The organism is Pseudarthrobacter sp. W1I19 (assembly GCF_030817835.1).
Lineage (GTDB): Bacteria > Actinomycetota > Actinomycetes > Actinomycetales > Micrococcaceae > Arthrobacter.
Map to the genome: position 1 here is coordinate 1,087,579 of NZ_JAUSZR010000001.1, position 18,341 is coordinate 1,105,919.

Consider the following 18,341-nt stretch of genomic DNA (forward strand, 5'->3'; position numbering starts at 1 on the left):
GCCCCCTATGGATGAGGAATATCTTCCCTATGCCCGAAAATCAAAACGAAACCATCGACGCCCGGAACACCGGCGTCGAGACCGCAGCCGTCGAATTCACCGAGGCCGCTATCCCCGCTGCAGAGCCTGTTGAGCCCGCAGCCGAGGCTCCGGCAGCTGAAACTTCCGCAGTGGAAACTCCGGCAGCCGAGGCTCCCGCCGCTAAGGCGGAGGAATCCGAAGAGGACGGCGTACGCTTCGCCGATCTCGGCATCGACGGCCGCGTCCTGGCAGCCCTGCAGGATGTTGGCTACGAGAAGCCCTCGCCCATCCAGGCGGCCACCATCCCGCTGCTGCTCGAAGGCCGCGACGTGGTGGGCCTGGCCCAGACCGGCACCGGTAAGACTGCAGCATTCGCAGTACCGGCACTGTCCCGCCTGGCCGAACTCCACGATCTCAATGGCCCGTCCCGCAAGACGCAGGCCCTGGTGCTGGCCCCCACCCGTGAGCTCGCGCTCCAGGTGGCCGAGGCCTTCACCTCCTACGCCAAGCACATCGATGACTTCACCGTCCTGCCCGTGTACGGCGGCTCCGCTTACGGCCCGCAGCTGGCCGGCCTGCGACGCGGCGCCCAGGTGGTTGTTGGTACCCCCGGCCGCGTGATCGACCACATCTCCAAGGGTTCGCTGGACCTGTCCGAGCTCCAGTACCTGGTGCTGGACGAGGCCGACGAGATGCTGCGCATGGGCTTCGCTGAAGACGTGGAGCAGATCTTCCAGCAGACCCCGTCTGATCGCCAGGTTGCGCTGTTCTCGGCCACCATGCCGAGCCAGATCCGCCGGATGTCCAAGCAGTACCTGAACAACCCGGCCGAGATCTCGGTGAAGTCCAAGACCACCACCGGTGCCAACACCCGCCAGCGGTACCTGCAGGTCATGGGCCCGCACAAGCTGGACGCGATGACCCGCATCCTCGAGGTGGAAGAGTTCGACGGCGTTATCGCCTTCGTGCGCACCAAGATGGCCACCGAGGACCTGGCTGACAAGCTGAAGTCCCGCGGTTTCCAGGCTGCAGCGATCAACGGTGACATTCCGCAGCAGCAGCGTGAACGCACTGTGGACGCGCTGAAGGAAGGCCGCATCGACATCCTCGTGGCCACCGACGTCGCCGCCCGTGGCCTGGACGTGGAGCGCATCAGCCACGTGATCAACTACGACATCCCGCACGACACGGAGTCCTACGTCCACCGCATTGGCCGCACCGGCCGTGCAGGCCGTTCGGGTGACGCCATCCTCTTTATGACGCCGCGGGAGAAGTACCTGCTGCGTTCCATTGAGAAGGCCACCCGCCAGCCGGTGGAGCAGATGCACCTGCCGACGGCCGAGACCGTGAACACGCTGCGCCTGGGCAAGTTCGCCGAGCGCATCACGGAGACCCTGGCTTCCGAGGACGTCGCCCCGTTCCGCGACCTCATCGCCTCCTACGAGGAAGAGCACAACGTTCCCGCTGCGGAGATTGCTGCTGCCCTGGCGGTTATGGCGCAGGGCGGCCAGCCGCTCCTGGTCAAGGAACTGCCGGCAGCTCCCGAGTTCCAGAAGCGCGAGCGCTCCAAGGACGGCTTCGGTTCCCGTGGGCCTACCCGTACGCTCACCGAGGGCAATGCCACCTACCGGATCGCCGTGGGGCGCCGCCAGCGCGTTATGCCCGGTTCCATCGTGGGCGCCATCGCCAACGAGGGCGGCATCTCCTCCGCGCAGATCGGCGGCATCGACATCCGCTCGGACCACTCCCTGGTGGAGTTGCCGGCGGACCTCAGCCCAGAGCAGCTGCGTGCCCTGTCCCGCACCCGGATTGGCGGCGAGCTGATCCACCTCGAGCTGGACAACGGCCGCAAGCCTTCCGGTGACCGCAGTGCCTACCAGGGCAACCGCGGCGGTGACCGGGGCGGCAACTTCAAGGGCAGCGGCGGGTTCAAGAAGGAATTCCGGAAGAACGACGGCGAGCGCGGCTCCGCGGACCGCGGCGGCCGCTCGTACAGCGAGCGTTCGGAGCGCAGCTTTGGTGCCGACAGCGGTGCCAGCCGCGGCCAGGCCAGCGACTCCCGTTTCGGCGGCCATGGAGACGGCTCCCGCAAGCCCCGCCACGGCAACGAGGGCGGCCAGCGCGACTTCAACCGCAAGGGCAAGTGGTAAACCCGTCAGCCTCTGACTGACGCGTTCCCCTGGTGGGCCGGCTTTCGAGCCGGCCCATCGGCGTTTAACGGGCTTGGAGTTTTTGTCCAGATATGGAGACTTCCGCGCGACGGAAACCTGCATATCTGGACAAAAACTCCGGGCGGGTGTGGGACTGGACACATCGGGGCCTTCGAACGGCGCCACAACCTGCCGCAGCCCTGGTCCCCGCGCCTCCCAGCCCGCCCGTGGATCCCAGCAACGGCGCGGAAAATGAAGGACATCGCGTGGCGAAAAGCAAGTGTTGCACCCCTCCGGAACCGCGCCGGAGCCCGATTTGTTGGTGGTGAAATCTTCCGGTAGAGTATTTACTCGTTGCCCCCCTAGCTCAGTGGTAGAGCGCGTTCTTGGTAAGAACGAGGTCACCGGATCGATTCCGGTGGGGGGCTCTGGATGAGGGCCTGTGTCAAGGCGGTTTTGACCGGCTTGATGCAGGTTTTTCTCATTCGTGGCGGTGTAGCTCAGTTGGTTAGAGCGCACGACTCATAATCGTGAGGTCGGGAGATCGAGCCTCCCCACCGCTACAGGCTAAGCCCCCGGAATCCCCCGAGATTCCGGGGGTTTTCCTGTTTGTAGGCAAGCCCCCTCCCACACACTCGTTTTGCCCTAATGCCCGTATTGTGCGCTTTGCCATGCCCCCTAAATCAAGTGAGGACCTTACCCTTGGCTTGCCCGGGTACTAGCATTCGAACTGTCGCCCCGCCAGTCGTTAGTTAGAGGGGCGTACGACACTGCCAACAGACCTCGAGGCCCGTTCATCAGCACAGCAATGGTCGCTGTGCCTCCCGCCCGGCAAGTTCCCGGCGCACCTGGCTCATTTGAGATTTCTAGACATCGGAACGCGATGAATCCGCTGAAAACAACGACGAAGCAACAGAATTCCCCAACGGACCGGCGCCGCGGCCGAATGTTCGGCGGCCGGCCATGGCAACTCCCAGGCTTGATGCTCACGTCGAAGTTTGCTGCCGTGCTGGCGGTGGCCGGGCTGATCGTCGGGCTCACCGCTCCGATCGCGAATGCGGCCGTAGTCCAGGTGGCTGCAACGGTCGAAACGGCCCCGATACCCGGAACGCCGGACGCCGCGGACGACCCGGCCATCTGGATCCATCCCACCGACCCGTCGAAGAGCACCATCATCGGCACGGACAAGAGCAGGGACGGGCACGGTCTCGTCGTCTATGACCTGTCCGGACGGCAGTTGTTCTACTATCCCGACGGGCGGATGAACAACGTTGATGTCCGCTACAACTTCCCTCTCGGCAGCAGCCGCGTAGGCCTGGTCGGTGTCTCGAACCGGGAACGGAGCCTTGACTTTTACAAAGTCAACGATTCGGACGGCTCGCTGACCAAGGCCGGCAGCTTCTTGCCCACCGCCAGCATTGCGACACCCCGTGGGTTCTCCTTCTACCACTCCCCGGACACCGGCAAGTACTTCGCCTTTGTCACGGATGTCGGCAAGGTGGAGCAGTGGGAACTTGACGGGTCCACGGGATCAGTCAAAGGCCGGCTCGTGCGCAGCTGGACGGTGAGCGGTCCTGCCCACACCGAGGGCCTGGTGGCCGATGACGAGATGAAGCGGATCTACATTGCGCAGGAGGACATCGGCGGAATCTGGCGCTACGGAGCAGAACCCGGGGACCCGACCGCCGGAACGAGAGTTGTCAGCACCACCGAGAACGGCGGCGACATCATCCAGGACATTAAGGGCATCAGCATTTACTACGGAGGCGGGGGCGCCGGCTACCTGCTGGCGGCCAGCCAGGGCTCCAACCGATTCCACATCTATAGCCGCGATGACAACCGACCGCTAGGGGCGTTCGCCATCCCCGCCGGGAACGGGATCGATGCTGTCACCGGTATGGACGGGATAGACGTCACCAACTTCGGCGTCGGCGGTCCCTTCCCTCAGGGCTTCTTCGTCACCCAGGACACTGCCAACGAACAACGCCAGAACTTCAAAGCGGTGCCGTGGCAGTCCATCGCGGCCGCCTACTCACCTGCTCTGCTCGTTGATGCGGCTTACGATCCGCGCAAAATTGGAGCCGGAACCGCAACGCCCACTCCGCCTGACACCACCATCACGAGCAAGCCGGCCAACCCGACGACCTCAACATCGGCCCAATTCAGCTTCACCTCGACATCGGCCAGCGCGACCTTCGCCTGCGCGCTCGACACCACATCGTTCACAAATTGCGTAACTCCGGTCTCCTACTCCGGGTTGGCGAGTGGCACGCATACCTTCCAGGTTCGTGCCTCTGACCAGAACGGCGTTGACGCGACCCCCGCGGCCTATACATGGACCGTGGGCACCACGCCTCCGCCTACAGACACCACGCCCCCTGAGACGGCGATTAGTTCAGGACCACCTGCAACAACGACATCGACCAGCGCCTCCTTCGCCTTCACCTCGAGTGAAGCCAATTCGACCTTCCAGTGCAGCCTCGACGGTGCTCCGAGCGCGGCATGCACCTCGCCCCAGACCTACACTGGCTTGTCCACCGCATCCCACACATTCGCTGTCGCGGCTACCGATGCAGCCGGTAACGCCGATGCCACACCGGCGATTCAGACCTGGACCGTCGCACCCAGTGACCCCGGCGGCAGTAGCGGCATCGTCCGGGAGTCGGTGAGTCAGTCGGTGAACACCACGGCAACCACCACACTCACGGTTCCCAAGCCGGCCAATGTCGCCCAAGGTGATCTGCTCGTCAGCTGTCTCGCACTGAATGGCGGCACAGTCGCAGCGACCGGTGTGCCTGCCGGCTGGACACGGATAGCAGCCGTGACCGCCATCGCAAACCCGAAAGTCTACGGCTACTTCAAGGTGGCCACGGCGTCCGAGCCTGCGAGCTATTCCTGGATGACAACTTCGACGACGAGCGGCGCGGGTATCGCGAGATACTCCGGCGCCTCAGGGCTCGACGGGGTCGCCACGTCGGCGTCAGGCGCTGCAGCATCCTCGGGAACCGTCCCAGCGGTAACAACCACGGCCGCCAACGCGATGCTCGTCGGATGCGTAAGTGTCAACTCCAGCTCCGTGACCCTCACTTCACCAGCCGGGATGTCCCAGGCAGTCGAGGCCGGTGCCCGCCGCTTCGAAGTTGCCGACGGCATCCAGGCTACTGCCGGACCAAGCGGGGCGAAGACGTGGGCCTTCAGTGCCGCCCGGGAGTGGGCCGGCTGGATGGTGGCGCTTCGACCCAAGACGCCGTAACTGCAGTTGGCCCCCTGGAATTCACTAAATTCCAGGGGGCTTTCTGTTTCTACGCATGCTCAAAGCAGCAACCAATAGACTTCCGGGACAGCCGGGGCGGAAAATTCTGCCCGGGCCAGCACCTGCGTGACAAGCTCCCCGTTTCGCCGTAGCTTTGCGGCATCTGAGGGATGGGGAAACGTATGGGCTTTCTTGACGAAATCATGGTTCCGTTCCGGTGGCTGGTGTCCGCCATCATGGTTGGGTTCCATGACGGGCTGGGCGCCTTGGGCATGCCGGCGGCCAGCGGCTGGACGTGGACCCTGTCCATCATCGGGCTGGTACTGGTGATCCGCGCCGCCTTGATTCCGATTTTCCTGCAGCAGGTGAAAGCCCAGCGCCGGATGCGGCTGCTGCAGCCGGACCTGATGAAGCTGCAGGAAAAGTACCAGGGCAAAACAGACGCGGTCTCCCGCCAGGCACTGGCCCAGGAACAGATGGCACTGTACAAGAAGCACGGGACCAACCCCTTCTCGGCGTGCCTGCCCCTGCTGATCCAGCTGCCCTTCTTCCTCGCGCTGTTCCAGGTCCTGTCCGGCATCAGCACACTTGCCCGCCAGGGCCAGGGGATTGGTGCCATGAGCCGGGACCTGGTGGTGCAGTTCGACCAGTCCGGCATCTTCGGCGCCCCGCTCACTGCATCGGTACTGCACGGCGGCGGGGACCAGGCCGCCGTCGTGATCCTGACCGTCCTGATGATCCTTGCCATGACCGCGGCGCAGTTCCTCACCCAGAGGCTGATCCTCGCCCGGAATGCGTCCACGGGCACCCCGGAACCGCCCTTTATGCGGCAGCAGAAGATCCTGCTCTACAGCCTGCCGCTGGTGTTCGGCCTGGGCGGCATCCTCTTCCCCATCGGCGTCCTGATCTACTGGACCGTTACAAATATCTGGACCCTGGCCCAGCAGTTCTTAGTCCGCGAGCGGCAGCCCGCCGCCGGTGACGGCCGGCCGGACGCATCCTAGGGAGCCCGGCCCTTACGCAAAGCCACCCGCACCGGCAGAATGGGCGGATGGGCCAGCTCATCTACTCCGGCATCACCTCTTTGGACGGCTACCTCGCGGACAGCCAGGGCAACTTTGACTGGAGCGCGCCGGACGAGGAAGTCCACGCCTTCGTGAACGACCTGGAGCGCGGCGCCGGCACGTACCTGTTCGGGCGGCGCATGTACGAGGTCATGTCCGTATGGGACACGATGGGCGTGCCCGAGGATCCGCCGGTCATCCAGGATTTCGCCCGGATCTGGCGCGGGGCAGACAAGGTTGTCTACTCCTCTTCGCTCGCCGATGCCACCACCGCCCGTACCCGGGTGGAGCGCAGCTTCAACCCTGATGCCGTTAGGGAGATGAAGGCCGGCACGGACCGCAATATCGGCATTGGCGGTGCCACCCTCGCAGCCGCCGCGCTCCGTGCCGGGCTGGTGGACGAATGCCAGATCTTCGTCAACCCGGTGGCGGTGGGAGGCGGGTTGCGGTACCTGCCCGACGGAGTCAACCTGCGGCTCGACCTCCTCGACGAGCACCGGTTCGGCAACGGCGTGGTGTACCTCCGCTACCGCTGCCTGGGCTAAAGGGCAGAATGGGGGACATGACACGCATCGCAATCATCGGCGGCCACGGCAAAGTGGCCCTCCATCTGTCCACCCTGCTGGCGGAAGAAGGCCACGCCGTCACCTCATTCATCCGCAACCCGGACCATGCCACCGACGTTACGGAAACGGGCGCCACGCCGGCGGTCCTTGACGTGGAGAATTCGACGACGACGGCCCTCGCCGACGCGCTGCAGGGCCACGACGCCGTGGTCTGGTCCGCCGGTGCAGGCGGCGGGAACCCGGAAAGGACGTACGCCGTGGACCGGGATGCGGCCATCCGCTCCATGGACGCGGCAGGGCAGGCCGGCGTCAACCGCTACGTGATGGTGTCCTACCTGGGCGCCCGCAAGGACCACGGCGTGCCGGCGGACCACGGCTTTTTCGCCTACGCCGAGGCCAAGGCAGCGGCGGACGAATACCTCCGCGGCACCGGCCTTGCCTGGACCATCCTGGGTCCGGGTGCACTCACGGACAAGCCGGGCACAGGCATGATCACTGTAGACCCTGATCCTGCGGGGGAGCGGGCAACGTCGCGCAGCAACACTGCCATCGTGGCGGCAGCGGTGCTGGACCTGCCGCAGACGGCAGGGAAGACCATTGAGTTCTGCGACGGTTCGCTGCCTGTGGCCGCGGCGCTGGAGTCGCTTAGCTGAGCGGTGCCGCCAGTGCCAGGTCCAGGGAGTGCTTCTCCACGTAGTCGAGGGCGGCGCGGACAGCACCCACGGTGACAATCGAGTCGCCCAGCGGTGAGACCGCCACCCTCGGGGGTGTGGCTGTGAGCTCAGTCAGCCGCCGGCCGATCGGTTCCAGCAGCACGCCGGCGGAGTTGGCCACTGCGCCGCCGATCACCACCAGCTCCGGGTTCAGCAACGTGGATACCGCACCAATGATGCGGGCCATCCTGTCCGCCAGGCGGTCCAGGATGCCCAGTGCCACTCCATCGCCGGCAGCGGCGGCAGCGAACACCTGCTCTGCCTCGGCCCCGCCGGGGGCAAACGAGCGAAGGGACGTCCTGGCGTTGCCGGCCAGCGCCTCGGCGGCCCAGGTTCTGGCAAGGCTCGCGATCCCGAAGGTGTCGCCCACGCCTTGGACGTGCTCGAGGAACGCGAGTTCGCCGGCGCCGCCGCGGCTGCCGTGCAGCAGCCGCCCGCCGTCGACCACTCCCGCACCGAATCGTTCGCTGGCAAGGATTACCACGACGTCGTCGATTCCCGCGGCCGCGCCCTGCCACCGCTCGCCCAGGGCGGCAAGGTTGGCGTCGTTTTCCAGCAGCACCGTCCAGCCGTGGCGGTCCCGCAGCGCCGACTTCAGCCCGACGTCGAACAATCCCCAGAAGTGCTGGGCGGCCAGCACGTCCCCGTTGCGGTCCACCGGCGCGGCGATGCCGGCGCAGGCGGCGAGCACGGCTTCGGGGGAGGCGCCCACCTGGTCCAAGGCCGCAAGGGCGGCCCGATCTATGACTGAGATGCGCTCTTCGGCGGAGATTTCCGCTTCCGCAAACGGCTGGCTTGACCGGCCGAGCGTTTTCCCCCGAAGGTCGGATACCACCACTGTTGCCTTGGACACGCCCACGTCCATCCCGAGGACGTAGCCGGCGCGCTCGTTGAGCTCGAACCGCCTGGCCGGGCGCCCCTTCTGGTATTCGCCGAAGGCGCGCTGGTTCTCCAGTTCCCGGATCCAGCCCCGATCCTTAAGGTCTTCGCAGACGGCGATAGCGGTGGCCCGCGTCAGACCGGTTGCTTCCATGACCTCGGTGACCGTGACCACGGTGGCGGAGCGCATGAATTCCAGGACTGCCCCGGCGCTCACCCGGCGCAACAACTGCGGGGTGGCAGTGGTGGTTTCAGCCATGCTGTTGACCTTTCTGCGGATTGCGCCAGATAATACTTGGGCAACTAAATTTAGATTCAAAATAAATATAGTCGACAAGAAGCAAAGGATCACCCCTTGTCCACCACCGCCACCCTGGCAACCCTGTCCGATTCCGACCGCCTGGCCGATCCGAACTGGTGGCGCCAGGCTTCCGTCTACCAGATCTATCCGCGCAGCTTCGCCGACTCCAACGGTGACGGCATCGGCGACCTCAAGGGCATCACCTCCAAGGTGCCCTACCTGAAATCGCTCGGGATCGACGCCGTCTGGCTGAGCCCGTTCTACCCCTCGGCATTGGCTGATGGCGGCTACGACGTGGACGACTACCGCGACGTGGACCCCAAGCTGGGAACCCTGGCGGACTTTGACGAGATGGCCAAGGCGCTGCACGACGCCGGCATCAAGCTGATCGCGGACATCGTGCCCAACCACTCCTCGAACAGGCACCAGTGGTTCCAGGAGGCCCTCGCCTCACCCAAGGGTTCGCCCGCCCGCGACCGCTACATCTTCCGCGACGGGAAGGGCCCCAACGGCGAGTTCCCGCCGTCGGACTGGGACTCAGTGTTCGGCGGACCGGCCTGGGAACGGATTACCGAACCCGACGGCACCCCAGGGCAGTGGTACATGCACATCTTCGCCAAGGAGCAGCCGGACCTGAACTGGTCCAACCGGGAAATCCGTGCGGACTTCCTCAAGACCCTGCGCTTCTGGTCCGACCGCGGCGTGGACGGCTTCCGCGTGGACGTGGCGCACGCCCTCACCAAGGACCTCACCGAACCGCTGCTCTCCAAGCTGGAACTGAGCGCCGCGAACACCGGCGTGGACGGGTTCGACGACGGCACGCACCCCTTCTGGGACCGGGACGAAGTCCATGAAATCTACGCCGAGTGGCGCGAGGTGTTCAACGAGTACAACCCGCCGCGCACCGCCGTCGCTGAAGCATGGGTCCACGCCACCCGCCGGGCCCGCTACGCCAGCCCGCAGGGACTCGGCCAGGCCTTCAATTTCGACCTCCTGCAGGCCGACTTCGACGCCGCCGAGTACAAGGAAATCATCACCCGCAACCTCGCCGAGGCCGCCGCCACCGGAGCCTCCTCCACCTGGGTGTTCTCCAACCACGACGTGGTCCGCCACGCCACTCGCTACGGCCTGCCCCAGGTCTCCAAAGGCAAGGCCGGCAGCAAAGGCCAGGACGGCAAGGACTGGCTGCTCGCCGGCGGGCCCAAGGAGGAGCTGGATGTGGAGCTCGGTGAACGCCGTGCCCGCGCAGCCACACTGCTGATGCTCGCCGTGCCGGGCTCGGCCTACCTGTACCAGGGCGAGGAACTGGGCCTGCAGGAAGTCGCCGAGATCCCCGAGTCCGAGCGGCAGGACCCTTCCTTCTTCCGCAACAAGGGCGTGGAGATCGGCCGCGACGGCTGCCGCGTCCCGCTGCCCTGGAAGGTTGAGGGAACCTCCTTCGGCTTCGGCGACGGCGGTGCGCACCTGCCCCAGCCCGACTGGTTCAGCAAGTATGCCGTGGAAGCGCAGGACGGGACCCAAGGCTCCACGCTGGAGCTCTACCGCAAGGCCCTGAAGCTCCGCCGCGAACTGCTGACCGGCGAGGAGCTGGAATGGGTGGAGACCGGCAGCCCTGACGTCCTGCACTTCCGCCGCTCCAATGGCTGGCAGTCCGTCACCAACTTCGGGAACACCGCCGTCGGCCTGCCTGCCGGCCAGGTCCTGATCACCAGCGCGCCGCTTGAAGACGGCAAGCTGCCCGCCAACACCACTGCATGGCTGCGCTGATGTCCGGCAGGCGCAAGGGGCGGCCCGCCTGATGCAGGAACTCATCTATGGCTGCATGGGCCTGGGCGGCAGCTGGTCCAACGAGCCGCATGCCGGTGAGCACGTGGACGAGGCCGCTGCCGCCATCGAGGCGGCCCTGGACGCCGGGATCACGCTGTTCGACCACGCGGACATCTACCGCAGCGGCAAGTCCGAGGCCGTCTTCGGCGAGGTGCTGTCCGCCACGTCCGGGCTCCGGGACAGGATCCGGCTGCAGACCAAGTGTGGAATCAGGCTGAACGAACGCGGCCTGCAAACGCACTACGACCTCAGCCGCGAATCCATCCTGGAGCGGGTAAACGAAAGCCTGAAGCGGCTGCGGACGGACTACGTGGACATCCTCCTGCTGCACCGCCCGGACCCCCTGGCGGACCCCGCGGAGGTTGCCGCCGCCGTCGGACAACTGATGGTCGAAGGCAAGGTCCGGCAGCTGGGCGTATCCAACATGTCCGGGGCGCAGATTGAGGCGCTGCAGGACCGGCTGGAAACCCCGGTGGTGGCGAACCAGCTGGAAATGAGCCTGCTCAAGCGGGCCTGGCTGGAAAGCCAGGTGCTGGTAAACCATGCCGAGCACCTGGACTACAGCTTCCCGCACGGCACGCTGGAGTACTGCGTCCGCAACTCAATAACCCTGCAGGCCTACGGCTCCCTGGCGAGGGGCCTCTACACGGGCGCGGATCCTGACAGCCAGACGTCCGACGAGGCGGCCACGGCCGGGCTGGTGGCCGAACTGGCGGGGGAGTACGGCAGCTCCGGGGAGTCGGTGCTGCTGGGGTGGCTGATGAAGCACCCTGCCGGCATTGCGCCGGTGATCGGAACGGTCAACCCTGGGCGCATCCGTGCTTGTGCCGATGCGGCCCGCGTGGCTCAGGCCATGAGCCGGGCGGACTGGTACAGACTCTGGGTCACTGCGCGGGGCAGCAACATCCCCTGACCACCCCCAATTGAGTAGCAGCAGGTGCCGTTATGCAGCCTCATAACGGCACCTGCTGCCAGCGGCATCCGCAGAGGCACTGTCATATCCCGTTTAGTTCGTATTGATCCTCACAAGCGGGCCATTTTCAGGGGCATCACCGTTGCGGGCCGGATACGGTAGATACATGACGTCTACCATCGCCACCGAGACCGTAAGGCCGGAACGCAATATCCCAGCAGAGATCGCCCGCTCCTGGCTCCTCGTGAATGCCATGAAGACCGAGCTGTTTGACCAGTCGGCCGTTTCCCGCGCTGACTCCATCATCCTGGATATTGAAGATGCCGTGGACCCCTCGCAGAAGGACCACGCCCGCAACAACGTCATCGATTGGCTGACCTCCGGAGGCAAAGCCTGGGTCCGCATCAATGACGCCACCAGCCCCTTCTGGGCTGACGACCTCGCGGGCCTCCGCGGCACCCCGGGCCTGCTCGGCGTGATGCTCGCCAAGACCGAATCCGCGGACCAGGTCACCGAGTCCTACCACCGCATGGATGGCAAAACCCCCGTCATTCCGCTGGTGGAGTCCGCCGTAGGCATTGAGGAAGCCAACAACATCGCCAAGGCCCAGGGTGCTTTCCGCCTCGCCTTCGGCTCCGGTGACTTCCGCCGCGACACGGGCATGGCCGCCACCGCCGAGGCCATGGCCTACCCCCGCGCCAAGCTCGTCGTGGCCAGCCGGGTGGGCAACCTCCCGGGCCCCATCGACGGCCCCACCGTCGGTACCAACCACCCCATCCTGCGCGAGCAGACCGGCATCACCGTGATGATGGGCATGACCGGCAAGCTGTGCCTGGCCATCGACCAGACCCCGGTCATCAACGAGGTCATCAGCCCCACGCCGTCCGACGTCGCCTGGGCCACCGACTTCATGGCCGATTTCGAGGCCAACGGACGGGTCATCCGTGACGGCTCAGACCTGCCCCGCCTGGGCCGCGCCGAGAAGATCATGAAGCTCGCGGTAGCCTTTGGGGTGCAGCCCGCGCTCTAGCACCCGCAGATTTTGTTTTCAGGAGACCCCGTGACCGATACGCCCTATCTGGTCCACGGGGTCTTTTGGCCTGCGGCCGAAGATTCCGCCAGGGGCGCGCCTCCTGTCCTGCGGCTGCAAACCCAGGACGGCACCTTCCGTGAAACAGCGCTCGACGACGGCACCCGGCTGGGTTTCCGGCTCGCCGCGGAGGGGAAGTCCTGCCTCGGGCACCACCGCGTGCACGGACCCGGCCTCCGAGACCACGTGCTGTGCAGGAACCAGTCGCCGTCTGCCCGCGGTCACCAGTGCGAGCGGTGCTTTGTAGCGGACGACTTCCGGCTGATGCACGACTTTCACCGTGGCGGCGGCGTTCCGCCCGGGCTGCGAAGCTACCTCATGCAGCCACATTGGCTGTATGTGGCCACTTTCGCGAACGGGGCCAGCAAGGTGGGGACAGCGTCGGACCTGCGCAAGTGGCAGCGGCTCGCCGAGCAGGGCGCCGTGGCCGCCAGTTACATTGCCCGCGCTGCCGACGGGCGGGTGGTGCGGATCCTGGAGGACCTGGTCACGCGCGACGGCGGCCTGCCGCAGCAGGTGCGCTCAGCCGCCAAGGCTGCCGCCCTGGCCGCACCGGCGCCCCCAGAACAGCTCACCGCCCACAACACGGCATTGGCGGACGAAGCCCGCCGGCTGCTGTCCCGGGCGGATGAAGACGGCTTTGAGGTGGTCGCAGAAACCTGGAACAGGCCGCAGCTGGCGGGAAGGTTGTGTTCCGAATCCGCCCGCCACACGTACCCTCACGCACTGAATGCCGGCGCGCATGGCTTCACGGTCCGGTCCGTCTGCGGCAGTTTTGTGCTTGCCGCCCTTGATGACAGCGGCCTCGAGTTCGTGCTGGACCTGGGACAGCTGAAGGGCCGCACCATCGAACCGGGTGAGCACACCTCCGAGGTCCCGGCGGTCCAGGAAGCGCTGTTCTGAGGCCCCGGTAGACTGGCAACGTGCTGAACGAATTCTGGGCCACCGCGCCAACCCGCTACAAAGTCCTGGTTTTCAGCGCCATGGGACTGATCGCCGTCGGCATCATTTTGAACCTCATTGGCAACACCAGCGGCAACCAGGCGCTGGCCATGGCCTCGCTCCCGCTGATCGGGCTGGGACTTGTCCTGCACATCGCCGGCATCGTGGTCCGCGGCCAGGCCATCCGGAAGAATCTCCGCCGGTAACCATTCGGGCCGGACCCCTTTTCTGCCGCCCAACAGCCGGACGATAGGCTTGAGCCCATGACTATCAATCCGGACCTGCAGGGCAGAAGCTACCCTGCCGCAGAGGTGTACGACGTCGGCCGCGAGAAGATCCGCGAGTTTGCCCGCGCCGTAAAAGCAACCCACGCTGCACACTTCGATGTGGACGCCGCCAAGGCACTGGGCCACGCCGACCTTGTTGCCCCGCCGACGTTCGCCATCATCATTGCCCAGCGCGCCGACGCCCAGCTCATCGAGGACCCGGAAGCCGGGATCGACTTCTCGCGCGTCGTCCATGCCGACCAGCGCTTCACCCACCACCGCCCCATCTTCGCCGGCGACCGGCTGGTCGCCGAACTGCACGTGGACGGTGTCCGGGCCATGGGCGGGGGAGCGATGATCACCACCCGCTCCGAAATCTTCACCCTCGGCGCGGACGAATCCCGCGAGCCGGTCACCACCACCACGTCATCCATCCTGGTCCGCGGAGAGGGACAGTAACCATGAGCCTCAGCATCCACGAACTCAGCCCCGGTCAGGAGATCGGCAGCCGCACTGTCGAGGTCACCCGCACCGACCTGGTCAAGTACGCCGGCGCTTCCGGTGACTTCAACCCGATCCACTGGAACGAATCCTTCGCCACCGGGGTTGAATTGCCCGGCGTCATCGCCCACGGCATGTTCACCATGGGCTCCGCCGTGCAGCTGGTCACCGACTGGGCGGGTGACCCGGCCGCCGTCGTGGATTTCCAGACCCGCTTCACCAAGCCCGTCCTGGTCACCGACACCACGGGCACCGACCAGCCCGGCGCCACCATCGAGGTCAGCGGCCTGATCGGAAAGCTCGACGCCGAGGCGAACACGGCCCGTATCGACCTCACAGTTGTTTCGGCAGGCCAGAAGGTCCTGATGAAGGCCCAGGCCGTCGTCAAGCTCAGCTGAGCCGGAAAGCGGGGCACACTTTCGGCGATAGGGTTGTCTGGTGACTTCCACCCTGCTTTCCCAGCTCACCACGGCCGCTGTCGGAGGCCCCGCCGGCACCTTCATCGAGGCCCGGACCGAGGCTGACATCATCGATGCCGTCCGTACAGCGGACGCGGCGGGGGAGCCGCTGCTCATTATCAGCGGCGGCTCCAACCTGCTGATTTCCGACGACGGATTCCTTGGCACCGTCGTCAGGATCGCCTCAGAGGGATTCACCGTCAACGCCGAGGACTCCTGTGGCGGGGTGGCCGTGGTGGTGCAGGCGGGCCACAACTGGGACAAGCTCGTGGAGCACGCCGTCCTTCACGCCTGGTCCGGCATCGAGGCGCTGGCGGGCATCCCGGGCTCCACCGGGGCGACTCCCGTGCAGAACGTGGGCGCCTATGGTTCGGACGTTTCGCGGACCATTGCCGCCGTGCGGACCTGGGACCGCGAGCGGAATGCCGTCAAAACCTTCACTAACTCGGAGTTGAAGTTCGGCTACCGGGACTCCATCCTGAAGCAGACCACCATCAACGGCTCACCCCGCTACGTGGTGCTGACGGTGGAGTTCCAGCTGCCGATCGGGCGCATGAGTGCTCCCATCCGGTACGCGGAGCTTGCCCGCTCGCTGGGGGTGGAACAGGGAAAGCGTGCCTACGCCACCGACGTCCGCCGGGAAGTGCTGCGGCTGCGTGCTTCCAAAGGCATGGTGCTGGATCCGGCAGACCGCGACACCTATTCCACCGGTTCGTTCTTCACCAACCCAATTGTCCCGGCGGAGGTGGCCGAGGCTCTGCCGGAGGGCGCGCCGCGTTATCCTGCCGGCCAGGACGGGCTGGTGAAGCTTTCCGCCGCCTGGCTGATAGACCAGGCCGGCTTTGGCAAAGGCTTTGGGCTGGAGCCTGGCAGCGTCAGCGGCGGCCGGGCGTCCCTGTCCACCAAGCACACCCTGGCCATCACCAACCGCGGCTCAGCCAAGGCAGCTGATGTGGTGGCGGTGGCCCGCGAGGTGCGTGCCGGCGTCGAACGTCGTTTTGGCATTGAACTCCACCCGGAACCGCTGCTGATCGGGCTGGAGCTGTAGCCCGGGCCTGGCCATAGGATGGGGCCATGGCTGCGAAGGTGGGGTTCCGTCTTGACGATCGAACGCTGGGCAGGCTTCGGCTGGTGTCCCAACGGCTGCTCCCGCTCCCGGGTGTTCCCCGGCAACCGCATAACCCTGATTCAATAGCTGACACGGTCCGCTGGATGACAGCCATGCAGGCCCAGGACCTGCAGGCGGCACTCTGGGCTGTGGGCGCCAGGGTTCCCGGGGCGGGTGTGGCCGATGTCCGTTCCGCCCTTGATTCCGGTGCTGTGGTCCGCTCGTGGCCCATGCGCGGAACACTGCACCTGGTGGCGCCGGAGGACCTGCACTGGATGCTGGACCTTACGGCGGAGCGGCTCACCAAAGGCATTGCGGGCCGGCATCGCGAATTGGGCATTTCCTGGGCTGACGTCGAAAAGTGCCGCGACCTGGCGCTGGAGTACATCGCTGCAGGTGGTCCTGCCGGCCGGGCTGCCCTTTTCGAGGTTTTCGACGCCGCCGGGCAGCCTACCCAGGGCCAGCGTGGCATCCACATCCTGGGGACACTGTGCCGGCATGCCTGGCTGGTGCTCGGGCCGCTGGCGGGAAACCAGCAGTTGTTTGCCTCCTTCGATCAATGGATCCCGGACTCGCGCCGGATGGAACGGCTTGAGGCCATCGCCGAGTTCGCGCTGCGGTATTTCCAAAGCCATGGCCCCGCCACCATCCGGGACTTCGCCTGGTGGACGCAAATCCCGCTGACCGAGGTCCGGGCGGCTTTTGAGGGCATTAAGGACAAGCTGGTCAATTTGGAGTTCGGGGGCACCAGCTACTGGCTGTCCCCGGAGACAGCGTCATTGCTCGACGGCGGCGTGCCCGGACAGCGGTCCGTCCTCCTGCTTCCGGGCTTCGACGAGTTTGTGCTGGGTTACCAGGACCGCAGCCTTGTCCTGGCCCCCGAGCACGCCGACAAAATCGTCCCCGGCGGCAACGGCGTCTTCAAGAAAACGCTGGTGGCCGGGGGAGAGGTGATAGGCACGTGGGCGCGGGCAGGCACGGGCGCGGGAGCCGCCGTCGTGCCTGAACTCTTTGATGACGGCAAGCCTCTGGGGCCTTCTGCCCAGGCCGCCTTCGCCCGTGCAGCCCAACGCTACCTCGCGTTCCTGGGGACCTAAGTCAAAAGAGGCGCCAACCCGCGCGCGGCCCTGGGCCGCATAAACGGTGCTGGGCAGGACCGCTTGAGCGGGGCACCGCCGCTGCTGCACATTTACGGGTACAAAAGTTGTCCACACCCGGCAGCCCGCGGGTTCCTTACGGGCGGACCACATCGAAGTATTGGTCCATGAAGCCCGAGCAAACCCGGCAATTGATAGAGGACCGCTGGCCGTCAAAGCCCCTGGCGTCCACCACGCAGCTCAAGGAAGCCGGCATCGGGGACCGGCTCCTGACTGCAGCGGTGCGGCACGGAGTGGTAATTCGAGTGCGTCGTGGCGCCTACGCCCGGAGCTTGTACTGGAATGGGCTGAAGCCGTGGGCACGGGACGGACTGCTCGTCCATGCCCACCACCTCTCCACCGGCGGGACTGCGCTGTATAGCCACGTGAGTGCAGCGCGGCTGCATGAGTGTCAGGTGTGGAATGCGGGACCACTGATCCACGTCACCACCAGCTACGCGAATTCCCGGGCAAGCGCAGGAACGGACGTCAGGACGCACCGGGCGGGGCCCCGCGAGAGCGACACCACCACATTCTTGGCTCCCTACGGAAGAATAATCAGGGCAACCAGCCTGGAAAGGACTGTGCTGGACTGCGCGCGGATCCTGCCGCTCGAACAGGCGGCCGTGATCGGTGATCATGCACTGCGAAAGGGGGCCAAACTCGCTGAAATCCAGCGGCTTCTCAACATCGGTCCGGAAAAGCGAGGGAGCCGGAAGGCCCGTATCCTGCTGGACGCGCTGGACGGACGGTCCGAATCTGCAGGGGAGACCCGGACGAGGCTTCTGCTTCATGCCTTAGCTATTCGCAGCTTCATGCCCCAATGTGAAATTCGAACTGCTTCCGGGCTGTTCCGAGCAGACTTCGCTGATCCTAAGGCGAGGACCATCATCGAGTTTGACGGCGCCGGAAAGTATACGGAGTACCGGCCCACGGAAGAAGTCCTCCCTGCCGAACGCCGGCGGGAGAACGCGCTGATTGAAGACGGCTGGCTGGTACTTCGGCTGCAGTGGCATCACCTTGACCGGCCTGCGGAGTTGAAGCTCCGCCTGCAGGCTATAACGGAGCGCTCCCGCCGGATGTCCGCCTGACACAAGAGCGGCCCCGCCCCGCATAACCGGTGCCGGGCAGCAACGGTTGTGCGGGTCAGGGC

16 protein-coding genes and 2 tRNA genes are annotated in these 18,341 nt (G+C 65.8%); 17 read left to right on the plus strand and 1 reads right to left on the minus strand.

The window, feature by feature from the left end; genetic code table 11:
* The first annotated feature begins 29 nt into the window (after window positions 1-29).
* The 7 genes from QF038_RS05070 (at window position 30) to QF038_RS05100 (ending at window position 7,707) form a co-directional block, all read left to right on the plus strand.
* Window positions 30-2,171 carry a DEAD/DEAH box helicase gene (locus QF038_RS05070; RefSeq protein ID WP_307609191.1) on the plus strand — a complete coding sequence of 714 codons (2,142 nt, stop codon included), beginning with the start codon at window positions 30-32 and terminating at the stop codon, window positions 2,169-2,171.
* A gap of 356 nt (window positions 2,172-2,527) precedes the next feature.
* Window positions 2,528-2,599, plus strand: a tRNA-Thr gene (locus QF038_RS05075).
* A gap of 61 nt (window positions 2,600-2,660) precedes the next feature.
* A tRNA-Met gene (locus QF038_RS05080) sits at window positions 2,661-2,734 on the plus strand.
* 419 nt (window positions 2,735-3,153) lie between these two features.
* Entirely contained in the window at window positions 3,154-5,424 is a 2,271-nt protein-coding gene (locus QF038_RS05085) for a phytase (RefSeq protein ID WP_307609192.1), read from the plus strand.
* 182 nt (window positions 5,425-5,606) lie between these two features.
* A complete protein-coding gene (yidC, locus tag QF038_RS05090) occupies window positions 5,607-6,428 on the plus strand; it encodes a membrane protein insertase YidC (RefSeq protein WP_307609193.1) in 822 nt (273 codons plus the stop codon).
* Window positions 6,429-6,475: 47 nt separating this feature from the next.
* A complete protein-coding gene (locus QF038_RS05095) occupies window positions 6,476-7,033 on the plus strand; it encodes a dihydrofolate reductase family protein (RefSeq protein ID WP_307609194.1) in 558 nt (185 codons plus the stop codon).
* Window positions 7,034-7,050: 17 nt separating this feature from the next.
* Complete coding sequence (locus QF038_RS05100) at window positions 7,051-7,707, plus strand: SDR family oxidoreductase (RefSeq protein WP_307609195.1); 657 nt, start codon at window positions 7,051-7,053, stop codon at window positions 7,705-7,707.
* On the opposite strand, the gene QF038_RS05105 is transcribed toward QF038_RS05100, so the two are convergent.
* On the minus strand, window positions 7,700-8,905 hold the full coding sequence (locus tag QF038_RS05105) for an ROK family protein (protein WP_307609196.1): 1,206 nt from the start codon (window positions 8,903-8,905) through the stop codon (window positions 7,700-7,702). The two genes, QF038_RS05100 and QF038_RS05105, sit on opposite strands and share 8 nt — an antisense overlap.
* A gap of 96 nt (window positions 8,906-9,001) precedes the next feature.
* On the opposite strand from QF038_RS05105, the gene QF038_RS05110 reads away from it, so the two are divergent.
* The 10 genes from QF038_RS05110 (at window position 9,002) to QF038_RS05155 (ending at window position 18,279) form a co-directional block, all read left to right on the plus strand.
* Entirely contained in the window at window positions 9,002-10,714 is a 1,713-nt protein-coding gene (locus QF038_RS05110; protein ID WP_307609197.1) for a glycoside hydrolase family 13 protein, read from the plus strand.
* A 31-nt stretch (window positions 10,715-10,745) separates the two neighbouring features.
* Window positions 10,746-11,687 (plus strand): aldo/keto reductase family oxidoreductase, encoded by a 942-nt coding sequence (locus QF038_RS05115; RefSeq protein ID WP_307609198.1) that lies wholly within the window; start codon window positions 10,746-10,748, stop codon window positions 11,685-11,687.
* Window positions 11,688-11,853: 166 nt separating this feature from the next.
* Complete coding sequence (locus QF038_RS05120) at window positions 11,854-12,717, plus strand: CoA ester lyase (protein ID WP_091414960.1); 864 nt, start codon at window positions 11,854-11,856, stop codon at window positions 12,715-12,717.
* 30 nt (window positions 12,718-12,747) lie between these two features.
* Complete coding sequence (locus QF038_RS05125; protein ID WP_307609199.1) at window positions 12,748-13,680, plus strand: DUF2797 domain-containing protein; 933 nt, start codon at window positions 12,748-12,750, stop codon at window positions 13,678-13,680.
* A gap of 20 nt (window positions 13,681-13,700) precedes the next feature.
* On the plus strand, window positions 13,701-13,925 hold the full coding sequence (locus QF038_RS05130) for a DUF3188 domain-containing protein (protein ID WP_307609200.1): 225 nt from the start codon (window positions 13,701-13,703) through the stop codon (window positions 13,923-13,925).
* A 57-nt stretch (window positions 13,926-13,982) separates the two neighbouring features.
* Window positions 13,983-14,444: a MaoC family dehydratase N-terminal domain-containing protein gene (locus QF038_RS05135; protein WP_307609201.1), complete on the plus strand. Its 462-nt coding sequence runs from the start codon at window positions 13,983-13,985 to the stop codon at window positions 14,442-14,444.
* Between the two features lie 2 nt (window positions 14,445-14,446).
* Window positions 14,447-14,884 (plus strand): MaoC family dehydratase, encoded by a 438-nt coding sequence (locus QF038_RS05140; protein ID WP_307609202.1) that lies wholly within the window; start codon window positions 14,447-14,449, stop codon window positions 14,882-14,884.
* A gap of 40 nt (window positions 14,885-14,924) precedes the next feature.
* Window positions 14,925-15,992, plus strand: a complete 1,068-nt coding sequence (locus QF038_RS05145) for a UDP-N-acetylmuramate dehydrogenase (protein ID WP_307609203.1) — start codon at window positions 14,925-14,927, stop codon at window positions 15,990-15,992.
* Between the two features lie 26 nt (window positions 15,993-16,018).
* On the plus strand, window positions 16,019-17,149 hold the full coding sequence (locus QF038_RS05150) for a winged helix DNA-binding domain-containing protein (protein WP_307609204.1): 1,131 nt from the start codon (window positions 16,019-16,021) through the stop codon (window positions 17,147-17,149).
* A gap of 167 nt (window positions 17,150-17,316) precedes the next feature.
* Window positions 17,317-18,279, plus strand: coding sequence for a type IV toxin-antitoxin system AbiEi family antitoxin domain-containing protein (locus tag QF038_RS05155; RefSeq protein ID WP_307609205.1), 963 nt, complete (start codon window positions 17,317-17,319; stop codon window positions 18,277-18,279).
* Window positions 18,280-18,341: the final 62 nt, after the last annotated feature.

What these genes read in the sequence shown, in the direction of transcription:
- QF038_RS05100 (WP_307609195.1), top strand. Translation starts at nt 7,051, where the DNA reads ATGACACGCATCGCAATCATCGGCGGCCACGGCAAAGTGGCCCTCCAT.
- QF038_RS05150 (WP_307609204.1), top strand. Translation starts at nt 16,019, where the DNA reads ATGGCTGCGAAGGTGGGGTTCCGTCTTGACGATCGAACGCTGGGCAGG.
- QF038_RS05135 (WP_307609201.1), top strand. Translation starts at nt 13,983, where the DNA reads ATGACTATCAATCCGGACCTGCAGGGCAGAAGCTACCCTGCCGCAGAG.
- QF038_RS05095 (WP_307609194.1), top strand. Translation starts at nt 6,476, where the DNA reads ATGGGCCAGCTCATCTACTCCGGCATCACCTCTTTGGACGGCTACCTC.
- QF038_RS05140 (WP_307609202.1), top strand. Translation starts at nt 14,447, where the DNA reads ATGAGCCTCAGCATCCACGAACTCAGCCCCGGTCAGGAGATCGGCAGC.
- QF038_RS05105 (WP_307609196.1), bottom strand. Translation starts at nt 8,905, where the DNA reads ATGGCTGAAACCACCACTGCCACCCCGCAGTTGTTGCGCCGGGTGAGC.
- QF038_RS05070 (WP_307609191.1), top strand. Translation starts at nt 30, where the DNA reads ATGCCCGAAAATCAAAACGAAACCATCGACGCCCGGAACACCGGCGTC.
- QF038_RS05085 (WP_307609192.1), top strand. Translation starts at nt 3,154, where the DNA reads ATGCTCACGTCGAAGTTTGCTGCCGTGCTGGCGGTGGCCGGGCTGATC.
- QF038_RS05155 (WP_307609205.1), top strand. Translation starts at nt 17,317, where the DNA reads ATGAAGCCCGAGCAAACCCGGCAATTGATAGAGGACCGCTGGCCGTCA.
- QF038_RS05120 (WP_091414960.1), top strand. Translation starts at nt 11,854, where the DNA reads ATGACGTCTACCATCGCCACCGAGACCGTAAGGCCGGAACGCAATATC.
- QF038_RS05115 (WP_307609198.1), top strand. Translation starts at nt 10,746, where the DNA reads ATGCAGGAACTCATCTATGGCTGCATGGGCCTGGGCGGCAGCTGGTCC.
- yidC (WP_307609193.1), top strand. Translation starts at nt 5,607, where the DNA reads ATGGGCTTTCTTGACGAAATCATGGTTCCGTTCCGGTGGCTGGTGTCC.